At 61.2% G+C, this 18599-nt stretch carries 17 protein-coding genes and 1 tRNA gene; 9 read left to right on the plus strand and 9 right to left on the minus strand.

Annotated features, from left to right (window positions below):
• Positions 1-27 precede the first annotated feature (27 nt).
• Positions 28-288, minus strand: a complete 261-nt coding sequence (locus MHY22_RS09655) for a hypothetical protein (RefSeq protein ID WP_239279087.1) — start codon at positions 286-288, stop codon at positions 28-30.
• Between the two features lie 227 nt (positions 289-515).
• Positions 516-599, minus strand: a tRNA-Ser gene (locus tag MHY22_RS09660).
• Between the two features lie 177 nt (positions 600-776).
• On the opposite strand from MHY22_RS09660, the gene MHY22_RS09665 reads away from it, so the two are divergent.
• On the plus strand, positions 777-1733 hold the full coding sequence (locus MHY22_RS09665; RefSeq protein ID WP_239279112.1) for an NAD(P)H-quinone oxidoreductase: 957 nt from the start codon (positions 777-779) through the stop codon (positions 1731-1733).
• Here the strand turns inward: MHY22_RS09665 and MHY22_RS09670 are convergent.
• Entirely contained in the window at positions 1730-2986 is a 1257-nt protein-coding gene (locus MHY22_RS09670) for an aminotransferase class V-fold PLP-dependent enzyme (protein WP_239279088.1), read from the minus strand. The two genes, MHY22_RS09665 and MHY22_RS09670, sit on opposite strands and share 4 nt — an antisense overlap.
• Before the next feature lie 213 nt (positions 2987-3199).
• Between MHY22_RS09670 and MHY22_RS09675 the strand changes: the two genes are divergently transcribed.
• Positions 3200-4051, plus strand: coding sequence for an ABC transporter permease (locus MHY22_RS09675; protein ID WP_239279113.1), 852 nt, complete (start codon positions 3200-3202; stop codon positions 4049-4051).
• A gap of 46 nt (positions 4052-4097) precedes the next feature.
• Positions 4098-4901 (plus strand): ABC transporter ATP-binding protein, encoded by an 804-nt coding sequence (locus MHY22_RS09680; protein ID WP_005323203.1) that lies wholly within the window; start codon positions 4098-4100, stop codon positions 4899-4901.
• On the opposite strand, the gene MHY22_RS09685 is transcribed toward MHY22_RS09680, so the two are convergent.
• Entirely contained in the window at positions 4898-5566 is a 669-nt protein-coding gene (locus MHY22_RS09685) for a GNAT family N-acetyltransferase (protein WP_239279089.1), read from the minus strand. The genes MHY22_RS09680 and MHY22_RS09685 overlap by 4 nt on opposite strands.
• 94 nt (positions 5567-5660) lie before the next feature.
• On the opposite strand from MHY22_RS09685, the gene MHY22_RS09690 reads away from it, so the two are divergent.
• Positions 5661-6584: a glycosyltransferase gene (locus tag MHY22_RS09690; RefSeq protein ID WP_239279090.1), complete on the plus strand. Its 924-nt coding sequence runs from the start codon at positions 5661-5663 to the stop codon at positions 6582-6584.
• On the opposite strand, the gene MHY22_RS09695 is transcribed toward MHY22_RS09690, so the two are convergent.
• From MHY22_RS09695 to MHY22_RS09710, 4 genes are read right to left on the minus strand one after another with little or no spacing between them, the layout of a single operon-like run.
• On the minus strand, positions 6581-7075 hold the full coding sequence (locus MHY22_RS09695; RefSeq protein ID WP_239279091.1) for a GtrA family protein: 495 nt from the start codon (positions 7073-7075) through the stop codon (positions 6581-6583). The genes MHY22_RS09690 and MHY22_RS09695 overlap by 4 nt on opposite strands.
• Complete coding sequence (locus tag MHY22_RS09700; RefSeq protein ID WP_005323207.1) at positions 7076-7516, minus strand: GtrA family protein; 441 nt, start codon at positions 7514-7516, stop codon at positions 7076-7078.
• Positions 7517-7527: 11 nt separating this feature from the next.
• Positions 7528-8436, minus strand: coding sequence for a plasmid pRiA4b ORF-3 family protein (locus tag MHY22_RS09705; RefSeq protein WP_239279092.1), 909 nt, complete (start codon positions 8434-8436; stop codon positions 7528-7530).
• A gap of 9 nt (positions 8437-8445) precedes the next feature.
• Positions 8446-8910 (minus strand): hypothetical protein, encoded by a 465-nt coding sequence (locus tag MHY22_RS09710; RefSeq protein ID WP_239279093.1) that lies wholly within the window; start codon positions 8908-8910, stop codon positions 8446-8448.
• 34 nt (positions 8911-8944) lie between these two features.
• On the opposite strand from MHY22_RS09710, the gene MHY22_RS09715 reads away from it, so the two are divergent.
• From MHY22_RS09715 to MHY22_RS09735, 5 genes are all read left to right on the plus strand, one after another.
• Positions 8945-9220: a hypothetical protein gene (locus MHY22_RS09715; protein ID WP_198492349.1), complete on the plus strand. Its 276-nt coding sequence runs from the start codon at positions 8945-8947 to the stop codon at positions 9218-9220.
• Positions 9221-9346: 126 nt separating this feature from the next.
• The gene (locus MHY22_RS09720) at positions 9347-10762 is read left to right on the plus strand and encodes an FAD-binding oxidoreductase (protein WP_239279094.1); all 1416 of its coding nucleotides are present in this window, start codon (positions 9347-9349) and stop codon (positions 10760-10762) included.
• Positions 10763-10799: 37 nt separating this feature from the next.
• On the plus strand, positions 10800-11558 hold the full coding sequence (locus tag MHY22_RS09725; RefSeq protein ID WP_239279095.1) for a decaprenylphospho-beta-D-erythro-pentofuranosid-2-ulose 2-reductase: 759 nt from the start codon (positions 10800-10802) through the stop codon (positions 11556-11558).
• 195 nt (positions 11559-11753) lie between these two features.
• Positions 11754-13730 carry a galactan 5-O-arabinofuranosyltransferase gene (locus MHY22_RS09730; RefSeq protein ID WP_239279096.1) on the plus strand — a complete coding sequence of 659 codons (1977 nt, stop codon included), beginning with the start codon at positions 11754-11756 and terminating at the stop codon, positions 13728-13730.
• A 74-nt stretch (positions 13731-13804) separates the two neighbouring features.
• On the plus strand, positions 13805-17272 hold the full coding sequence (locus MHY22_RS09735) for an arabinosyltransferase domain-containing protein (RefSeq protein ID WP_239279097.1): 3468 nt from the start codon (positions 13805-13807) through the stop codon (positions 17270-17272).
• Here MHY22_RS09735 and MHY22_RS09740 read toward each other — a convergent pair.
• On the minus strand, positions 17211-18587 hold the full coding sequence (locus MHY22_RS09740; protein ID WP_239279098.1) for a PepSY domain-containing protein: 1377 nt from the start codon (positions 18585-18587) through the stop codon (positions 17211-17213). The genes MHY22_RS09735 and MHY22_RS09740 overlap by 62 nt on opposite strands.
• Positions 18588-18599: the final 12 nt, after the last annotated feature.

An 18599-nucleotide genomic window follows, 5' to 3' on the forward strand; every position in this document is an offset into this window, starting at 1 on the left:
CCGAATGTCCCTTGACAAGACCGCAGCCTAACGGTCGATTTTGGTTTTATGCTCCTTATTTCGCGCAAAAAGGAACCAGACAAGTGGCCCGAGGAACGGGTAGGCAAATGCCGCCATCACAAGCAATACCTTGACGCCTCCGCTATATCCCGAACGGATGATGGAAATAAGAGAGGCCACCCAAAAGACCAACAGCCCAATAACGATGACGGCTCCTAGCCCGCTCCATAGCCAGCCATACGATGCCGGTATCTGCTCCTCAGCCAAGTAGGAAATGTAATTTGTCATAGTCGCCTCAACGTTAACGGTGTTTGAAGTCCGTACCTCAAGGTAGAAGCTCAATGTAAACGCTGTCTGGCCGTGGACTTAAGTTTCACTGTCGCTCAGCGAAACCGTCCCACAACGTGAGTAGGCACCCTACCGAATCGGTAGGGTGCCTTAAATACTGCACTCCCTCACTCAGAAGCTATAAGCTTCTATGCTCCTTTAATTTAGAAAGGAAGCTTAGGCAGCTGCGGAGACGGCGGGATTTGAACCCGCGGAGGTATTACCTCGCCGGTTTTCAAGACCGGTGCATTCGGCCGCTCTGCCACGTCTCCACGTTGTATTTCGTAAACGCTCTTCGCGCCTACGAAGCAACTTAGTCAGTGTACTAAATTGATAGCCCGGTTTCCCAAAAAGCCACCTGCAGCACTGAATGTCACCGTAGGATACTCCGAATTTCGTGGCACAGGACACACAAGGTTCGTTAGATTGGGCCCATGACTACAACACACATGAAGGCTATCGTTCAGACCGACCCGCAGGATCGTCGGTCCTTAGAGCTCCACGAAGTCGCTGTCCCTCAGCTGCGCCCCGGCGAAGTGCTCGTCAAGGTGCAGGCAACCGGCGTTAACCGGGGCGATATCCTGCAGACGATGGGTGCCTATCCGCCGCCACCAGGGGCATCGGAAATCTTGGGCTTAGAAGCAGCAGGCACCATCGCCGATGCCGGGGATACGAACTGGGAGGTAGGCACCGAGGTGGGCTGCCTGCTCGCGGGTGGTGGCTACGCCGAATACGTTGCGGTTCCGCAGGGCCAGCTGCTTCCCGTGCCCAAGGGGTTGAGCATTGAGGAAACTGCAGCGGTAGTTGAGGTCGGATGCACCGTGTGGTCCAACCTGGGCATTGAAGCGGGCCTTCACGAGAGCCAGCGCGTCCTCATCCATGGCGGGGGCGGCGGCATTGGCACTTTTGCCATTCAGGTAGCCAAGGCGCTCGGCGCAGAGGTGGCGGTTACGGCTGGCTCGCAGGAGAAGTTGGAGCGTTGCCGCGAGCTGGGCGCCGATATTCTCATCAACTATAAGGAGCAGGACTTCGTAGAAGAGTTGAAGGGAAGCTGCGATGTCGTTTTGGACATCATCGGTGCGAAATATCTGGAAAAGAATATGAAGTGCCTGGCTAAGGACGGCAAGCTCATCATCATTGGCATGCAGGGCGGCACCAAGGCGGAAATCAACTTGGGCGCCATGCTGCCCAAGCGCCTGACCATCCAGGGCACGACGCTGCGCGCCCGCGACTTAGAAGACAAGGCACAGATTGTGGCGGGCACGGTAGAAAATGTGTGGCCCATGTTGGAAGACGGCCGCGTAAAGCACGCGCTGCACGCCACTTACCCGCTTGCCGACGCCGCCCAAGCCCACACCGCCCTAGACAGCGGCGAGGTCACCGGCACCTTGGTTCTTAACGTTTAGGCCAGCGAGGCTACGACGCGGATGAGATGCTCGACGTCGTGATGGGTGTTGAAGGGTCCGAGCGCAACAGTAACGGCACCGCCAATTTCTTCCACGCCCATCTCCGTGAGCAACGGGGTCTGCGGGGCAAGCGTGGTAACAAGGCCGTTATCGAAGAGGCGCTTGTACACGGTCTCGGCCGGAACACCCTTTACTGCGAAGGTGAGGCGCGGCAGGCGATCGTCGGAGGCGCCCGCGGCCGCTTCCCCGGTCACGCCAAGAATATGCACGGCGGGCAGGGTACTCAAGAAGGAATAGAGGTCAGCGCGCAGATCTTCCAGGTAGACGCTGAGCGCATCCATAGAGGCGCGCAGGCGCTTGCGGCGCGAGCCGCTCTCCCCACCGGCGAGGGCGGCAAGATGGTCTACAAGCGGTCCGACACCGCCGGCCAGACCAGAGGAAATGGGCGTTTCCAGCTTGCGGGCGCCCTTGCCGGTATGCACCGGATCGAGGGAGTCGAGGCGGCGGAACATGCGGGTATCGCGGAAGACCAAAGCTGCTAGCTGCGGTCCGCCCAGCAGTCCCAGGTCGAGGCCCAAGATATCGGCGCCGAGATCATCAAAGTTGATGGGGCGGTAGGGGGCGATCGCAGAGACGTCGAGAAGCGTCCAGGCGCGGGAGCGCTCATGGACGGTGTCAATGATCTCGGCGGCCGGGGATACCGTGCCCAAAAGCTCGTGCGCGGCGGAAAAAGCGACAAGTCGCGTGGAGCCATCGACAAGCTCGGCAAATTGGAAACCTGGCAGCTCACCCGTGCCCAAATCTGGCTGGGCCCACCGGGTTTCTGCCTTGACCTCAGAAAACGCCGAGTACAAAGACGGCGGATCCAGTTTGGAGAGCACCACCGAGGAATTGCTGCCCAACAGCGGGCGGGCCGCGTGCGCCAAGGACTGGTACAACACGGGCAAGGACGGGCCAAGCACCACGCGGTCTGCCTTGGACCCGGTCAGATCCGCTACAGCCATGCGTGCGGCGGTGTAATTACCATCGCCTTCCAAACGGCCCGGCGCGGGAGTGGCAGAGTGGGCGCCGCCTGGCCCCTCCTGGGTGGCCACTGCAGTAGACATCCGGAAGGAGCGCGCCACGCCGGAGGCGACGCGCTCAGAAATTTGGGGCACCGCGTGCGCGTTGAGGTAGGTCCAACCATCAGATAGCCCGGTGTATAAACCGCGCACACTGAATACGTCGTAGTGTGCCGAAGCTCCTGCTGGCATTACGGTCCCCTTCTTTATCGCACTAGGCATCGCCACACAGTGGCGGTCGGTTCCCTACTGTATACGCGTTTGTCCCAAGTTTCCCAAATCTGAATTTTCGCTGGATACCGCTGTTTTCGCAGGCTGGCGGCGTGTAGTTCCCGTTTGCCCAGCCCGCGCGCTAGGGTGTTGAGCGTGCAAGATAACAATCAACTGCGCGCTGATATCGCCCGCATGACCTCCCAGCCAGACGGCGAGGCCACCCCAGCGTCCCAGTCCGAGACCCTCAAGGCCGCCTTCGCGGACCTGGCGCAGGGTGCACAGCAGCGCGAGCTGTGGTTCAAACTGGGCATTCAAGATATTAAGCAGCGCTACCGCCGCTCTGTCCTGGGCCCGTTTTGGATCACCATCGCCACCGGCGTGATGGCCCTTGCCTTGGGCCTGTTGTATTCCATGCTCTTCCAGATTCCCGTCGCGGAGTTCCTCCCCCACGTCACCGTGGGCCTTATTATGTGGACCTTCATCTCGGGCTGCATCAAGGAAGGCTCCACCGTCTTCATTGACAACGAAGGCTTGATTAAGCAGCTCCCCGCCCCGCTTTCGGTACACGTATACCGCTTGGTGTGGCGCCAGACGCTGTTTTTGGGCCATAACCTCATCATCTGGTTGCTGCTTATCCTTATCTTCCCGCGCAACTTGGGGTGGGAGTTCTTCCTCTTCCTCCCAGGTTTGGCCTTGTTGCTGGTTAACGGCGTGTGGGTCACGATGTTCTTTGGCATCATCGCTACCCGCTTCCGTGACGTCGCTCCGCTGCTTGAAGCACTGACCCAGCTGCTGTTCTACGTCACCCCGATTGTGTGGATGACCAATACCTTGAAGGAGCAGGGCGGTGCGGTGTCCAGCCGCGCCCGCATCGCGGAAATCAACCCACTCTATCACTACCTGGAAATCGTCCGTGCGCCCATGATCGGTGAACCGGTGGCCGCCTACCACTGGTGGATCGTCATCGGTTGCACCGTACTCGGCCTGCTCATCGCCGGCTTGGTCATGCGCAAGTGGCGCTTCCGCGTCAGCTACTGGGTTTAAGCCCACGCCCTGCACTTCCTGAGATTCCTGGAAAGGATACAGACTGATGGTCTCGATTGATACGTATAACGCGTGCGTGGACTTTCCCATCTTTGATGCCAAATCCCGCTCGCTAAAGAAGGCCATGCTTTCTTCCGCCGGCGGCGCCATTGGCAAAAATGCCCAGAACACCGTCGTGGTGGAGGCGCTAAAGGATATTAACCTGCACCTGCGCGAGGGCGACCGCGTGGGTTTGGTAGGCCATAACGGCGCCGGCAAGTCCACCCTGCTGCGCCTTTTGTCTGGCATTTACGAGCCCACCCGTGGTTCTGCCGATGTGCGCGGCCGCGTGGCCCCCGTCTTTGATTTGGGCGTGGGCATGGACCCGGAGGTCTCTGGCTACGACAACATCATTATCCGTGGCCTCTTTTTGGGCCAGTCCATCAAGCAGATGAAGAAAAAGATGGATGAGATTGCGGAGTTTTCTGAACTCGGCGATTATCTCTCCATGCCGCTGCGCACCTATTCCACCGGTATGCGCGTGCGCTTGGCGCTCGGCGTGGTGACGTCCATTGAGCCGGAAATCCTGCTGTTGGATGAGGGCATCGGCGCCGTCGACGCTGCTTTCATGGCCAAGGCCCGTGTACGCCTGCAAGAGCTGGTGAAGCGCTCCGGCATCCTGGTCTTTGCCTCCCACTCCAATGACTTCTTGGCGCAGCTGTGTAATACCGCGCTGTGGATCGACCACGGCGAGATCCGCTCGGTGGGCGAGGTTTCCGAGGTCGTCGGTGAATACGAAGGCCCTGAGGTGGGTGAGTACGTGCGCGACCTGCGCGAGCGTTTTGAAAATGAGGACACCAGCGGCAACTAGCTGAGCATACGCAGCAACTGGTCCCCCACACCTTTCACGTCCACCCGCAGCCCTTCTGGCCGGTGATAGTCCGTGGCGCTCAGTCGCGCGCTAACCACCGGCCGGTTGACTTTTTCTGGGCCGGCAGGCTCTTCCTTTTTCTCGGTACTTATGCGGTAGCCCATCTTTTCACTCACCCGGGCTGAGGCAAGGTTGGTCTCTATCCAACTGGTGCGCAGCAAATGCGCATCGAGGTGGGAGAAGGAAAACTCGGCCACCGCTTGGCGGATAAGCGTGCCATAGCCTTGGCTTTGGAAGCGGTGTAATACCCATGATGCGGTTTCCACCTCCCGCGCGGCCGCAAAGTTTTCTGCCACCAAGTCCACCACACCCACCATTTCTTGGGTTACAACGTCGCGGGCGATGAAATCCAGGGTCCACTTTTGGGTACATAGCTTTGCACGATGCTCCCACCGGTGCTGCGCCATGGCGGCGGGGGTATTCATCTTCTTATCAAAGAGCCAAGGAAAGGCGTGCTCTGGGATATTCGCGCCATAGATATCTGCCGCACCGACTTGGACCACGCACGCGATGTCTTCATCGCGCATGACGCGCAGGTCGACTCCACGGCCAGTATCATCGCTGGCCCGTATGGTCACCGCAAAAGGCGGCCAGATACTTTCCATACGCTTCACAGTATCCACAACGCTGCGGTCATATCTACTTTTCGCTTCACCCACGCGGAGTGTTTCTGCGCTGGTCCCCTACCCCGGTGGCAAGATGGAACCCATGACTGCCACCCTGACTTCCACCGGTTCCACCGCCGCCGTCATTGTTACCCATCAGCGCGCCGAGCTACTGCGGGCCTCGCTTGAACAGGTAGTCCACCAAACCCACCCCGTGCAGTGGGTAGTCGTGGTGGATAATGGCGCGGAAGATGCGGTGCGCGAACTCGTCGAATCCATGGCGGGTGACCGGGGCGTCTACGTACCTTCGGAAACCAACCTGGGCGGCGCCGGTGGCTTTGCACTGGGCTTTCTTACCGCTCTTTCTTTGGGCGCCGATGCCGTGTGGTGCGCCGATGATGACGGCCGCCCTGCCGATCACGCGGTACTAGCGGAGCTGTATCGGGTGGCTGAAGCCAACCGCCTGCATGAGGTCTCCCCGGCGGTATGCAATATTGACGATCCCGGCCGCCTCGCCTTCCCCCTGCGCCAGGGGCTGGTATGGCGCCGCCGGATGGACGAGCTGGAGGGCGATTTCCTGCCCGGCATCGCCTCGCTTTTTAACGGCGCGCTGATTTCCGCCGCGGCCATGGAGATCATTGGCGTGCCGGACTACCGGCTGTTTATCCGCGGCGATGAGGTGGAATACCACCGCCGGCTGGTTAATTCCGGTCTCTCCTTCGGCACGGCGCTGACCACCAGCTACCTGCACCCGGACGGATCGGATGAGTTCAAACCCATCCTGGGCGGGAAGATGCATACCCAGTACCCAGAAGGTGAGTTCAAGCGCTTTTTCACCTACCGCAATCGCGGCTACCTGCTGTGGCAGCGCGGCATGCGCAAGCTACTGCCCCAGGAATTTGCCCGCTTTGGCTGGTTCTTCTTGGTCCAGCGCCACGACCCGGCCGGCTTTCTCGAATGGCTAAAGCTCCACAACCGCGGGCGCCAAGAAGATTTCCGCCGGCCGCACCAGGGCTAGGACGGATCCTGCTTGGCGACGACCCTGACTCCCGCCTTCCTGAAAATAATCCAGCGTTGCACCGCAAAGTTCACCACGGTGGCGGTGCCTTGCGAGATGGCAAAGGCCACCACCAGGGAAAGGGTGGAGTTCCACTCCCAGTGGACGTCAAAAAGCTCAAAGAGGAACTTATAGGCCACCATATTGACCACGAAGGTCACCCCGTAGGTGGCAAGCACCCCGGCAAAGCGCACCGCGGTGGCTTTGGCTTTAAAGGTCCAGCGGCGATTGAGCAAATAGGCCGCCCAGGTACCGACGATAAAGCCCACCGCCCGCGCCGGATCGGCGCTCAGCAGGCCGAAGCCGATCTGCAGGAGCCAGGTTAAGGAGACGTCGATAAGCGCGGCAAGTGCCCCCGTCACCGCGAACTTGGCGCTTTGCGCGCGCAGGCTGGTCGAGCGCGAAGCCCGCCGGGCCGCGCCGCGCCACGTCCGTGGGGAGGCTGCTGCCATCTATTTTTCCTTAAAGATAAAGGCCCTTTGAATGGCAAAGTTGGTCACCGTGGCCACGCCTTGGGCGATGACGAAGGCGATGGTGTCTTTCACCGCCCCTTCAAAGCCGAGGGCCATAAGCGGCTCATTGAGCACCCAGTACAGGAAGTTTTGGACCGCAAAGGTAGAGGCGTACAAGATGCCCACGGTCGCGGCCGTGCGGCCAGATACCTTCGCCCCAAAGGTCCACCGCGCATTGGCTAGGTAGGCGGCGATGGTGCCAAAGACCCAACCGATGGCCTTGGCGGCGGAACGGTGCAGCCCCAAATAGGTCAATAGCAGCGTGAGACCGTAGTCAATGGCGGCGGTAAATACGCCCACGGAAATAAAACGCACCAGCTGGGTGTGCAGCGAGGTGGACGAGGGCTTTACTTCTACGGCGTCGTCAGCGGAATTAGTCACGAGTGAGTAGCCTACCCGCGCAAGAGCGCTCGGTACATGTCCAACCGATCCACCGGCGCGGCGGATCCGGCGCCATAAGCGCCTACCCCGGCCAATTGCTGTAGAGACGCCGCACACAGCTCCCGCACGTCGGCGCCGGAGAGCGCCGTACCATCGTCATTGACCCAGCCGAGCGCATCCATGGTGGTCTCCACGACGGAATCGGTCAGCTCCGCGCCGCCCATGCAGGATAGGGCGAGCGCCATGGACCAAAAGGCGTCTTTGCCTTCATGGGTCACCTCGCGCGGCAGGCTGGCGAGCACGCGGGCGGTATGCGGTGTGAGGTCGGTTTCCCTGCCTAGGTCCATCGCTTGCAGCAGCGGGACAAAATCATAGAGTTTGGTGCGCTCAATCAAATTGCGCACGGGGGACGATACCGTGGAAAAGACTTCATCGGTAACCTCTTGGCCGGTCAATTCGCGGTTGACGCTGGTCAGCTCAAAAGGCTGAAAGAGCGATCCGGAGCCACCCACGCACAACGCCTCTGGGGTGCCATTATCGCGGGGATAAATCTCGGCTACTACTAGCTCGAAGTCCCACAGTCCCCAGGCGAAGTCGATTTGATCGCCCTCGCGCCACAGGAATTCGGAGGCCTGGCGCTCCGGATCGATGCGCGGGCCACGGGCCTCGGTGTGTTCATAAAAGTGCCAGGGAGATTCCTCCTCCGGCAGGCCAAAGCAGATGCGCAGCACGCGGTGCAGCTCGGTGAAGGTCAGGGCATCGCTAAAACCTATCTGGCGGTGCACCTCGCCATCGGCGCGTATATTCGCGGCTTGGCAGATGATGGTGAGGGGCTCGCGCTTGAGGGATACCACGCCATCGGCGCGTTTGGCCCGCGCCTGTGCGATATCGGTGACCCCTGCGTTCATGAGCCCCACCATACGCAAGTTTTAGGAAGCTAGTTTTGCAATATCCCGTGCTTCTAGCTCACTAATGAGGAACGTCAGCGCTGCACCAATGGCACCCAAGAGGGTCCACGGCCGCTTGGCACCGCGCTTGCGCAGGAACTTCACCATGCTGCGGGAAAGGGCAACGTTCATCCAGCCGCCCAGGATGAGCAGCAGCACCACTGCGGCAAAAATAGCCCACAGCTTGAGGCCTTGATCGGCACTATCCTGCGGCGAGCGCGGCTCATCACCGTCCTGCTCAGCGTGCGCGTTGGTATAGGCCACCAGGGCGCCAAAGCCAAAGAAAGACAAGGTATACGCGGTGATCAAACCGCCCTTGGACGTGATCCAATCCGGATAGGAGGTCGCGATGCCCACGGCGGCGGCCTGGGTGATGCGGCCAGCCAGGGTGTCATCGAGGGCGTAGTTGTCTTGGCGCTGATCGTGCATCTCACGGTTGTTGGTCATAGCGACTACTTTAAGCGGCGGTAAGCTAATGCGCATGTACTCGGAAAAGACAGAGCATATGACGCCGGCGCAACAGGCGGCACAGGATGTGCGCGCGGAGGACGATAAGCGCAACGGCCACTTCGAGGCCACGGAGCATACCGATGTGCCGTTGAGCCCTTTCATGACTCGCCTGATGGCAGAGGAATTGCCCATGCTGGATTCCTCCTCACGGGCTCGCGTCTATGAACTTTTGCGGGAGTATGATGGACCGATTATTGAATCCCAGGAGGAGCTGCCGGAGGAGATCCGCACACTCATGGATCTGTAAACGGGCACATTCGGGCAGTACAAACGTCCGTTTTGTACCGAATATCACTCGGTTCACTCCAACCACCCTCGTGTGAGCTAGGTAGGCTAGAGAAGCGACATAAATCCGTCGAGCAAAGAGTAAGAGATGGAATTACATACCACTGAAAAGTCCCTGCACGGCTGGGGCCGCACCGCCCCGACGACCGCCCACGTTCTCGCCACCGAAGACGTGGACGTCATTAAGAAGGCCGTGGCCCAGGTTGCAGAAGATAACTCGGATAAGCCCGCCCACCTGCGCCGTGGCGTCATCGCCCGCGGTATGGGCCGCTCCTACGGTGACCCCGCCCAAAATGGCGGTGGCCTGGTCATCGACATGCAAAAGCTCAATAAGATCCACTCCATCGACCCGGAGTCCGCTCTGGTGGACGTCGATGGCGGCGTCACCTTGGATCAGCTGATGAAGGCCGCCCTGCCATATGGCCTGTGGGTTCCGGTTCTACCGGGCACCCGCCAGGTCACCATCGGTGGTGCTATCGGCCCGGATATTCACGGCAAGAACCACCACTCCGCCGGTTCCTTTGGTAACCACGTGGTCTCCATGGAGCTGCTCGTAGCCGATGGACGCGTGCTGCACCTGACCCCGGAGGGATCCGAGGATGACCCGAGCGGCGACCTCTTCTGGGCCACCGTCGGCGGTATGGGCCTGACCGGCATCATCCTGCGCGCCACCATCCGCATGACCAAGACGGAAACCGCCTACTTCATCGCGGATACGGACCGCACCGATAACTTGGATGAGACCATCGCCTTCCACTCCGATGGTTCCGAGCACAACTACACCTATTCTTCCGCCTGGTTCGATGTCATCTCACCAGAACCAAAGCTGGGCCGCTCCACCATTTCCCGCGGCTCGCTGGCCACCCTGGCACAGCTGGAAGAGCTCGCCCCGAAGCTGGCCAAGGACCCACTGAAGTTCAATGCGCCGCAGCTAATGACGGTGCCGGATATCTTCCCATCCTGGACCATGAATAAGCTCTCCCTCTCCGCCGTGGGCTTGGCGTACTACACCATGGGCGCACCGGCGAAGAACCAGGTCAAGAACCTGACGCAGTTCTACCAGCCGCTGGATCTCATCGGCGAGTGGAACCGCGGCTACGGTTCCAAGGGCTTCCTGCAGTACCAGTTCGTGGTACCGACCGAGGCCGTGGAGCCGTTCAAGGAGATCATCCGCGATATGCAGCGCTCCGGCCACTACTCCGCCCTCAACGTGTTCAAACTCTTCGGTGAAGGCAACCGCGCGCCGCTGTCCTACCCGATGCCGGGCTGGAATGTCTGCGTGGACTTCCCCATTCGTCCGGGCCTGGGCAAGTTCCTGGATGACCTGGACCGCCGCGTGATGGAATTCGGCGGCCGCCTCTACCTGGCCAAGGAATCCCGTACCTCCGCGGAGAACTTCCACAAGATGTACCCGGGCATGGAAGGCTGGCTGAAGACCCGCAACGAGATCGACCCGACCGGCGTCTTTGCCTCCGATATGTCCCGCCGCCTCGAGCTGCACTAATCACTGGAAATAACACCTTTAAGGAGATTTACTGACCATGCTTAATGCAGTAGGCCAAGCACAACACATCCTGCTTCTGGGCGGCACCTCTGAGATCGGCCTCGGCGTCGTCTCCGAGTTCCTGCAGCGCGGCCCGGCCAAGGTCACCCTGGCCGCCCGCCCGGAGTCCCCGCGCATCGCGCAGGCCAAGGCTGACCTAGAATCCCGCGGCGCTGACGTAGAGGTCTTGGACTTCGATGCCACCGACTTCGACTCCCACCCGGACGTTATTAATAAGGCCTGGGCCCGCGGCGACGTCGACGTAGCCATCGTTGCCTTCGGCACCCTGGGTGACCAGGAAGAGCTGTGGCAAAACCACGACAAGGCCGTCGCCTCCGCACAGACCAACTACACCGCACCGGTGTCCGTAGGCGTGCTCTTGGGTGAGAAGTTCAAGCACCAAGGCCACGGCACCATCATCGCTATGTCCTCCGTAGCAGGCATGCGCGTGCGCCGTTCCAACTTTGTCTACGGCGCTTCCAAGGCCGGCGTGGACGGCTTCTACATCAACTTGGGCGAGGCCCTGCGTGGCACCGGAGCCAACGTGCTGGTTGTCCGCCCGGGCCAGGTGCGCACCAAGATGTCCGCCGAGGCTGGCGACGCCCCACTGACCGTCAACGTCTCCGACGTTGCCGAGGCCACCGTCAAGGCCGTGCTCGATGGCAAGCAATCCATCTTCGTGCACCCGCTATTTGAGTACGTGTCTTTGGCATTCAAGTTCATCCCGCAGGCCATCTTCCGCAAGCTGCCGTTCTAAAACGCCTCAGCTTTCCGCGCTGGCGCCAGCCGGCCGGCTCGCCTCCGCCCCGCCCCCGCTCTTTCGCCTCGCCGCACACCCGCGGCGAGGGAAGTGACGGGGGCGGTGGTGTATCAGGGGGACGTCGGCAAGCAAGTGCTCACCTGCCCGCGCCAAATCTGGGCTGGGGGGCTTGGGTATGCGAAACTAATGGGCATGACAAGCACCGCTGTACCCGCCCAGTCAACGCCCGTGAGCGAGGATAACCGCACCGAGGCCTACCGCGCCGATGCGCTGACCCCTCGCGCGACCTTGCTGGGTATTGTGCTGGCCGCCCTGGCCGGTGGCGTGGTAACGCTGCTGGGCTGGTTTGCCTTCAAGACGGTCTCGCTGCCGTCCTTTAATACCTCCATGGTCACCCGCGCGCTGGCCACGGTGGGTGTGGTGCTCACGCTGGCCTTGGCCGGCGGGCTGTGCGTGTGGTGGCTCTATGACCACTACAAGGATTCCTTTACCCGGCCGCGCTGGCGAGCCTGGCTGACCTACGCGGTCACCTACCTCTCCCCGGCCCTGTTGACCCTGGCCGCCGTGGGCCTGCCGCTGTCCGCCTCCCGCTTGTGGCTCGATGGCGTACAGGTGGATCAGGCGTTCCGCACCCAGTTCCTCACCCGTTCGGTGGATGAGATGGGCTATGCGGACATGAACTACCAGGACATGCCGTCCTTCTATCCGATTGGCTGGTTCTGGTTGGGTGGCCGCTTGGGTGCGCTCATGGGAATTCCGGGCTGGGAGGTCTACCAGCCCTGGGCGCTCATCTCCATTGCCGTGGCCGGTTGTATTTTGGTGCCCATCTGGCAGCGCCTGACCAGTTCCCTGCCGGTCGCCACCGCCATCGCCCTGGTGACCACCGCGATTACACTCACCATCGCGGCCGAGGAGCCCTATTCCGCGGTCATTGCCATGGGGCTGCCCGCCGTTGCGGTACTTAGCGCCCGCGCCTTCCGCGGCTCCTGGCTGGCCACCCTGGGAGTAACGCTCTACCTGGGCATTTCCGCTACGTTCTATACCCTTTTCACCGGTGCGGCCGCACTTACAGTAGTCAGTCTCATCGCGCTGTTTACCGCGCTCTATGAGCATACGTGGCGCCCCATCCTGCGCCTGGTGATCATGGCGGTAGGCTCCATTGCCATCGCGCTTATCGCCTGGGGGCCCTACCTATGGGCGGTCATGCACTCACCGGCGCCACTGCAAACCACCGCGCAGCACTACCTGCCGGAGGAAGGCACGCAAATTCCAGTGCCTTTCTTGTCTTTCAGCATTGTGGGCTTCCTCTGCCTCATGGGGCTTATTTACATCGTCATCCGCCTCAATGACGTGGAGGTACGCGCGCTGGGCATCTCCCTCCTTGGCACCTACCTGTGGACCGTGGTGTCTATGGTGGCAACCCTGGCCGGCACCACGCTGCTCAGCTTCCGCCTCGAGGTGATCGTGGTGCTCCTCTTTGCCACCGCCGGCATCCTAGCCCTGGCAGAGATTCGTCTACTCGGCGTGCACCGCCTCTACCCGGCGCGGTTCTCCCACACCACCAATAAGCAGATCACCGCGGTCTTTGGCATCATCTTGGCCCTGGCCGGCGTCTTCTATGCGCAGCAGATCCCAGAGGCCAACGAGGACGCCATCGATCACGCCTATAGCGATACCGATGGCTACGGCGAACGCGCGGACCGCTTCACCAGCGATTCCGCCCACTACTACCTGGATATCCACAACTTCATCCAGGACCAGGGCTATACGCCGGATGAAACGGTGGTGCTCACGGATGAAAAGACCTTCATGTCTTATTACCCCTACTGGGGCTTTAACGCCTTTACCAGCCACTACGCCAATCCCTTGGGCGAGTTCAGCACCCGCAATGAACAGATTGAGACCTGGGCCAATGACTCCTGGGATATGCAGCCGGAGGAGTTCCGCAAAGCCTTGGATTCTGCCGCCTGGCGCGGCCCGGATGTCATGATGTTCCGCGGCGACCTGGAGAATAAGGACGATGGCTTCAAGTTCCACCTGGCAGAGGATATCTATCCCAACCAGCCGAATATTCGCTACCGCGCGGTCTTCTTCAATGCCGACGTTTTTGATAAGGGCTGGAAGTTGCAGCAAACCGGCCCCTTTGTAACAGCCGTTCGCACCAAGTAAGTTCACCCACACTTCCCGCCCGCGGCAGGGTGTGCCCGCGGGCCGAGGGGGTTATCTGACGTAAACTAATCGCCGTGTCAGATAGCCTCACTACGAATACCACCCAAGCGCGACCTGCCGCTGCCGGCTCCCGCTTCACCGCCGCCCCCGCGGGCCTGCGGTGGACCGCAATCATTGCCGGGCTGATTGGTTTCCTGTGTTTTGTAGCGACCCCGCTACTGCCGGTGACCCAAACCCAGTCCTCTTATGATTGGCCACAGCATGATTCCGTGCAGTCCATCAACGCGCCGCTCATTTCCGTCGCCCCAGAGGACCTGAAGGCCACCATCCCCATCTCCGCAGTCGATGAACTGCGCGAGGGCCAGTCCATGGTCTACGGCACCGTCCCGCCGGAGTCCAAGAAGGCCTCCAACCGCGGCCTTTTCGTCCGCGCGAATGACGAGGGCCTGTCCGTTGTGTCCTTGGATGAGGTGCTGCTTACCCTCAACGCCAAAGAGGTAGCCAAGCTCCCCAAGGACGCCAAGATTGACATTTCCGCTTCGGGCGATGGCACCTCCGTGAGCGTGGGCGAGCATGAAAAGACCACCGAGGAGGATCTGCGCCCGCAGGTCACCGGCGTCTATACCGAAATCGACGATAAGGCTGACGTGCAAGCCCTGCTTGACGACGGCCTCAATGTCCACGTCGATATCAACTCCCGCTTTACCTCGTCCCCGACGTTGCTCAAGACCATTGCCATGTGGCTGGGCATCGCCATGGTGGTCGTGTCCCTGTTCTGCCTGTGGCGCATCGACCGCCTCGACGGCCGCCGCTTCGGCTTCATGCCCGAGACGTGGAAGAAGGTGCGCCCGCTCGATGGCGTGGTCGCCACCATTTTGGGATTCTGGTACATCCTCGGCGCCAATACCTCCGATGATGGCTTCATCTTCTCCATGAGCCGCGTCTTCGATCACGCGACTTATATGGCCAATTACTACCGCTGGTACGGCGTGCCGGAGGCGCCCTTTGGCTCCCCCTATTACGACCTGGTTGCCGTACTCTCCCAGATTTCTACCGCCTCGGTCTTCGTGCGCCTGCCGGGCCTGATTTCCGGGCTCATCATCTGGTTTATCCTTTCCCGCGAGATGCTGCCGCGCTTTGGCCAGCTTGTCGACGGCCGCCGGGTCGCCCACTGGACCGCAGCGCTGATGTTCTTGGCCTTCTGGCTGCCGTATAACAACGGCACTCGCCCAGAGCCCATCGTGGCGCTCGGTGTGATGTTTACCTGGGCTTCCTTCGAGCGCGCCATTGCCACCCGCCGCCTGCTTCCGGCGGCCGTGGGCACCATCGCCGCAACCATCACACTGGCCGCCGGCCCCACCGGCCTTTTTGCCGTGGGCGTATTCCTCGTCAGCCTGCCGCACCTCTTCCGTGCCATGGCCGAGCGCGTGCCGTCCATGGGCGGTGGCGCCTTGGGCTGGCTTTCCCTCATCGCGCCGTTCCTGAGCGCTGGCACCGCCATCATGGTCGCCGCCTTTGGCGACCAAACACTCTCTACCGTGCTGGAATCCACTCGCGTGCGCTCCGAGGTCGGCCCCTCCCTGCCGTGGTACGCCGAGTACGCGCGCTACTCCACCCTCTTCCAGGAATCCGTGGATGGCTCGCTGACCCGCCGCTTCGCGGTCTTCACCATGCTCTTCTGCCTGGTGCTCATCGTGGCGGCCTTTATCAAGGACCGCCGCGTCGTTGGTGCTGCCGTCGGCCCGACCCAGCGCCTGCTCATCATCGTGGCGCTGTCCATGTTCTTCCTCATGTTCACCCCCACCAAGTGGACCCACCACTTTGGCATCTACGCCGGCGTGGCCGGTGTCATCGCCGCCCTCGGTGCCGTGGTGCTCTCTCAGTTTGCGCTGCGTTCGCCGCGCGCTCGCACCTTCTCCATCGCCGCGGTGGTCTTCTTGCTCGCCATCTCCTTCGCCGGCTGGAACGCCTGGTGGTACGTATCCTCCTTTGGCATTCCGTGGTGGGATCGCACGGTGCAGCTCAAGGCCATCGAGGCCAATAAGGTGCTGCTCGCCATCGCCCTCATCATCTTCGCCATCGGCGTGGTGCAGTCCCTGCGCCATAGCTACCGCAAGTCCCAGGCGGAAGAGGCGGGAGCACTCGCAGAGTTTGAGAAGAATGCCGCCGCCAAGGTCTCACGTTCGGCCGGCATCATGTCCGCGCCCATCGCCCTGGCCTGCGCCATCGTGGTAGCCCTTTCTTGTGCTTCCTTTGCCAAGGCCACCGTCTCCCAGGCGGATTCCTACTCCGTGGGCAAGGGCAACTTGGCTTCCCTGCGCGGCAATACCTGCGCGCTGGCGGATCAGACCATGGTGGAGACCAATACCAATGACTCCTTCCTGACCCCGGTAGACGGCGACTTGGGCGATTCCCTGGTGGATGAGGACGAAACCCACACCGGTTTCGACCCGAACTTCATCCCCGAATCCATCGAGCCGGAAAACCAAAACTCCGCCTCCGTAGGTGCCATCGCGGATGGCTCCAGCGACTCATCCTCCGATAGCGCGGAGACCGCTACCTCGGGTGCGGATACCGAATCCGGCGGCAACAGCGATTCCGCCGATTCCCAGGAGACGAAGAATAAGCAAGCCAAAAAGGACAAGAAGTCCAAGGAAACCACCAATACTTCTGAGGGCGGCGTGCGCGGCACCCAGGGCGTCAATGGTTCCACCATGCACCTGCCGTTCAACCTGGATTACACCAAGGTCCCGGTACTTGGCTCCTATTCGGAGGAGCAAGACTCCACCTCTGAGGTAACCACCAAGTGGTACAACCTGCCAGAGGCCAAGGACAATGCTCCCGTGCTGGCCGTATCCGCAGCCGGCAATATCTACCACCACGATGTCAACGGGGTGGAGCAGGAAGGCATGGAGCTTAGCCTCGAGTACGGCACCATCGATGACTCCGGCAAGGTCACCAATACCGGCGAGGAAGAACTCTCCGCCGTCGGCGCCACGCCGAAGTGGCGCAACCTGCGCCTGCCGCTGGATAAGCTGCCGCAGGACGCCAACGTGGTGCGCCTGGTAGCCACGGATGATTCCACCGATGAGGAAGATTGGCTGGCCTTTACCCCGCCGCGCGTGCCGGAGCTGGATACCATCAATAACCAGTTCTCCAAGGACACCCCGGCGCTGCTGGACTGGGCCGTAGCCCTACAGTTCCCGTGCCAGCGCACCTTTGACCACTTCGCCGGCGTTACCGAAATCCCGCAGTACCGCATCCTGCCGGATTCCTCGGCACAGACCTCGCTGACGGATTTCCAGTCCTTCTCCGGCGGTGGCGCCATGTCCACCGCGGAGGCGGTCAACTACTCCTACGAGATCCCGAGCTACCTCAATAATGACTGGGCCCGCGATTGGGGTGCCATTGAAAAGTACGAGCTGCGTACCGATTCACAGGGCAATGCCCCAGTCCCCGCCGAGATCGATTATGAGGACGTTACCCGCTCCGGTCTGTGGAAAGACTCCGAGATGAAGATTCGCCCCGAGGGCGAGGAATAGTCTCACCTGCGGCAGCGCCTCGGCCCCGCTGCGGGGCGCGCAACCGCCGCACAACCCAATCGCCTAGGAAAAAGATCACAAGCGAGGCGCCAAAGAGCGGCGCGATGATCGAATAGGCCATCACCCCCGCCAGCACGGCGGGGGTAATTTTTAGCTCGGGCAGGCCGCGGCGCGGCTTTATCCACCACATCCGCAGACCCGCGATACTCACCACGAGCAATCCCAAGGCCAGCGCCGCCAAGGCGATCTGGCTATAGATACCGAAGAGCGTCCCCATGTGCAGCTGGATGAGCCACGAGGTTAGCTGTGCGGCAAGCGGCCAGTCGGCGGAATTGATGCGGTCGATGATCTCCCCGTTCGGGGTCACTGCTACGGCATCACTGCGCAGCTTAAAGGCCGCACGAGCCTCGCGCACGCCCCACGCATCGCCTGGCTTTTCCGGTGGGGTCATTTCCAGAACCCCGGTCAATCCTTGGCTGCGTGCTGCCGACAATGCGGTTTGGGCCCCGACAAGTTTCGCAGCGCCCTCGTGTCCCGCATGGCCCGCATGTCCCTTGTGACCAGCGTGGCCGGAATGCTCCCCCGTCTCAGTGCTAGCGCCCACTTCCGCAACGGAGGTTGCCACGGACGGTTCCTTCCAATTCAGTTCCTCGCGCACCTTACCAATCGCGGTACCCGCCACCAGCGACCACGTCAGGCCGGTGACGGTCAGGAAGAGAAAGCCTGGCAGCAACCAAGCGCCCACGCGGGCATGCAACGTCAGCGGCTTGGAAAGCCGCTTTCTATTCTTCTGCTTACGCTTAAGCCACAGGTAAAGGCCAAGGATGCTCAGCGCACCGAGCCACGAGGCCGCAAGTTCGGCATAGAGGCGGCCAGGCTCGCCCAGCCACAGGGTGCGGTGGCCATTGGAGGCCCACGTACGGAAGGGCAGCGCGCGGGATCCGCCATATTGTTGTAGTTCGCCGGTGATATGCAGATCCACCGGATCCACAAAGACGGCGTGGGTGTAACTGGCGTTAGGTGCGCTGGGGTCTACGAATAGCACGCGGGTGGTTTCCTGCGGATCCTCGGAAGGCTCGACCTGAACCACGTGCCCATCTGGGTGTTCGCGCTGGGCGGCGGCAATCTGCTCGTCTAGGCTGCGCGGGTTGCCTGGCGCCGTGGCGGTTACCTCATCGTGGTAAATCCACGGTTCAAAGGTGGGCGCCAAGGCGTAGAGAAAGCCGCTTAACGCTGCGACTATGAGGAAGGGCGCGATGATAACGCCGGCGAATTTATGCAGGCGCGATAGCGCGCCATGGGTGGATATAGTCATGCGAAACTAGTC

Origin of the sequence: Corynebacterium sp. ACRPO, from assembly GCF_022347205.1 — a bacterium.
Classification (GTDB): Bacteria; Actinomycetota; Actinomycetes; order Mycobacteriales; family Mycobacteriaceae; genus Corynebacterium.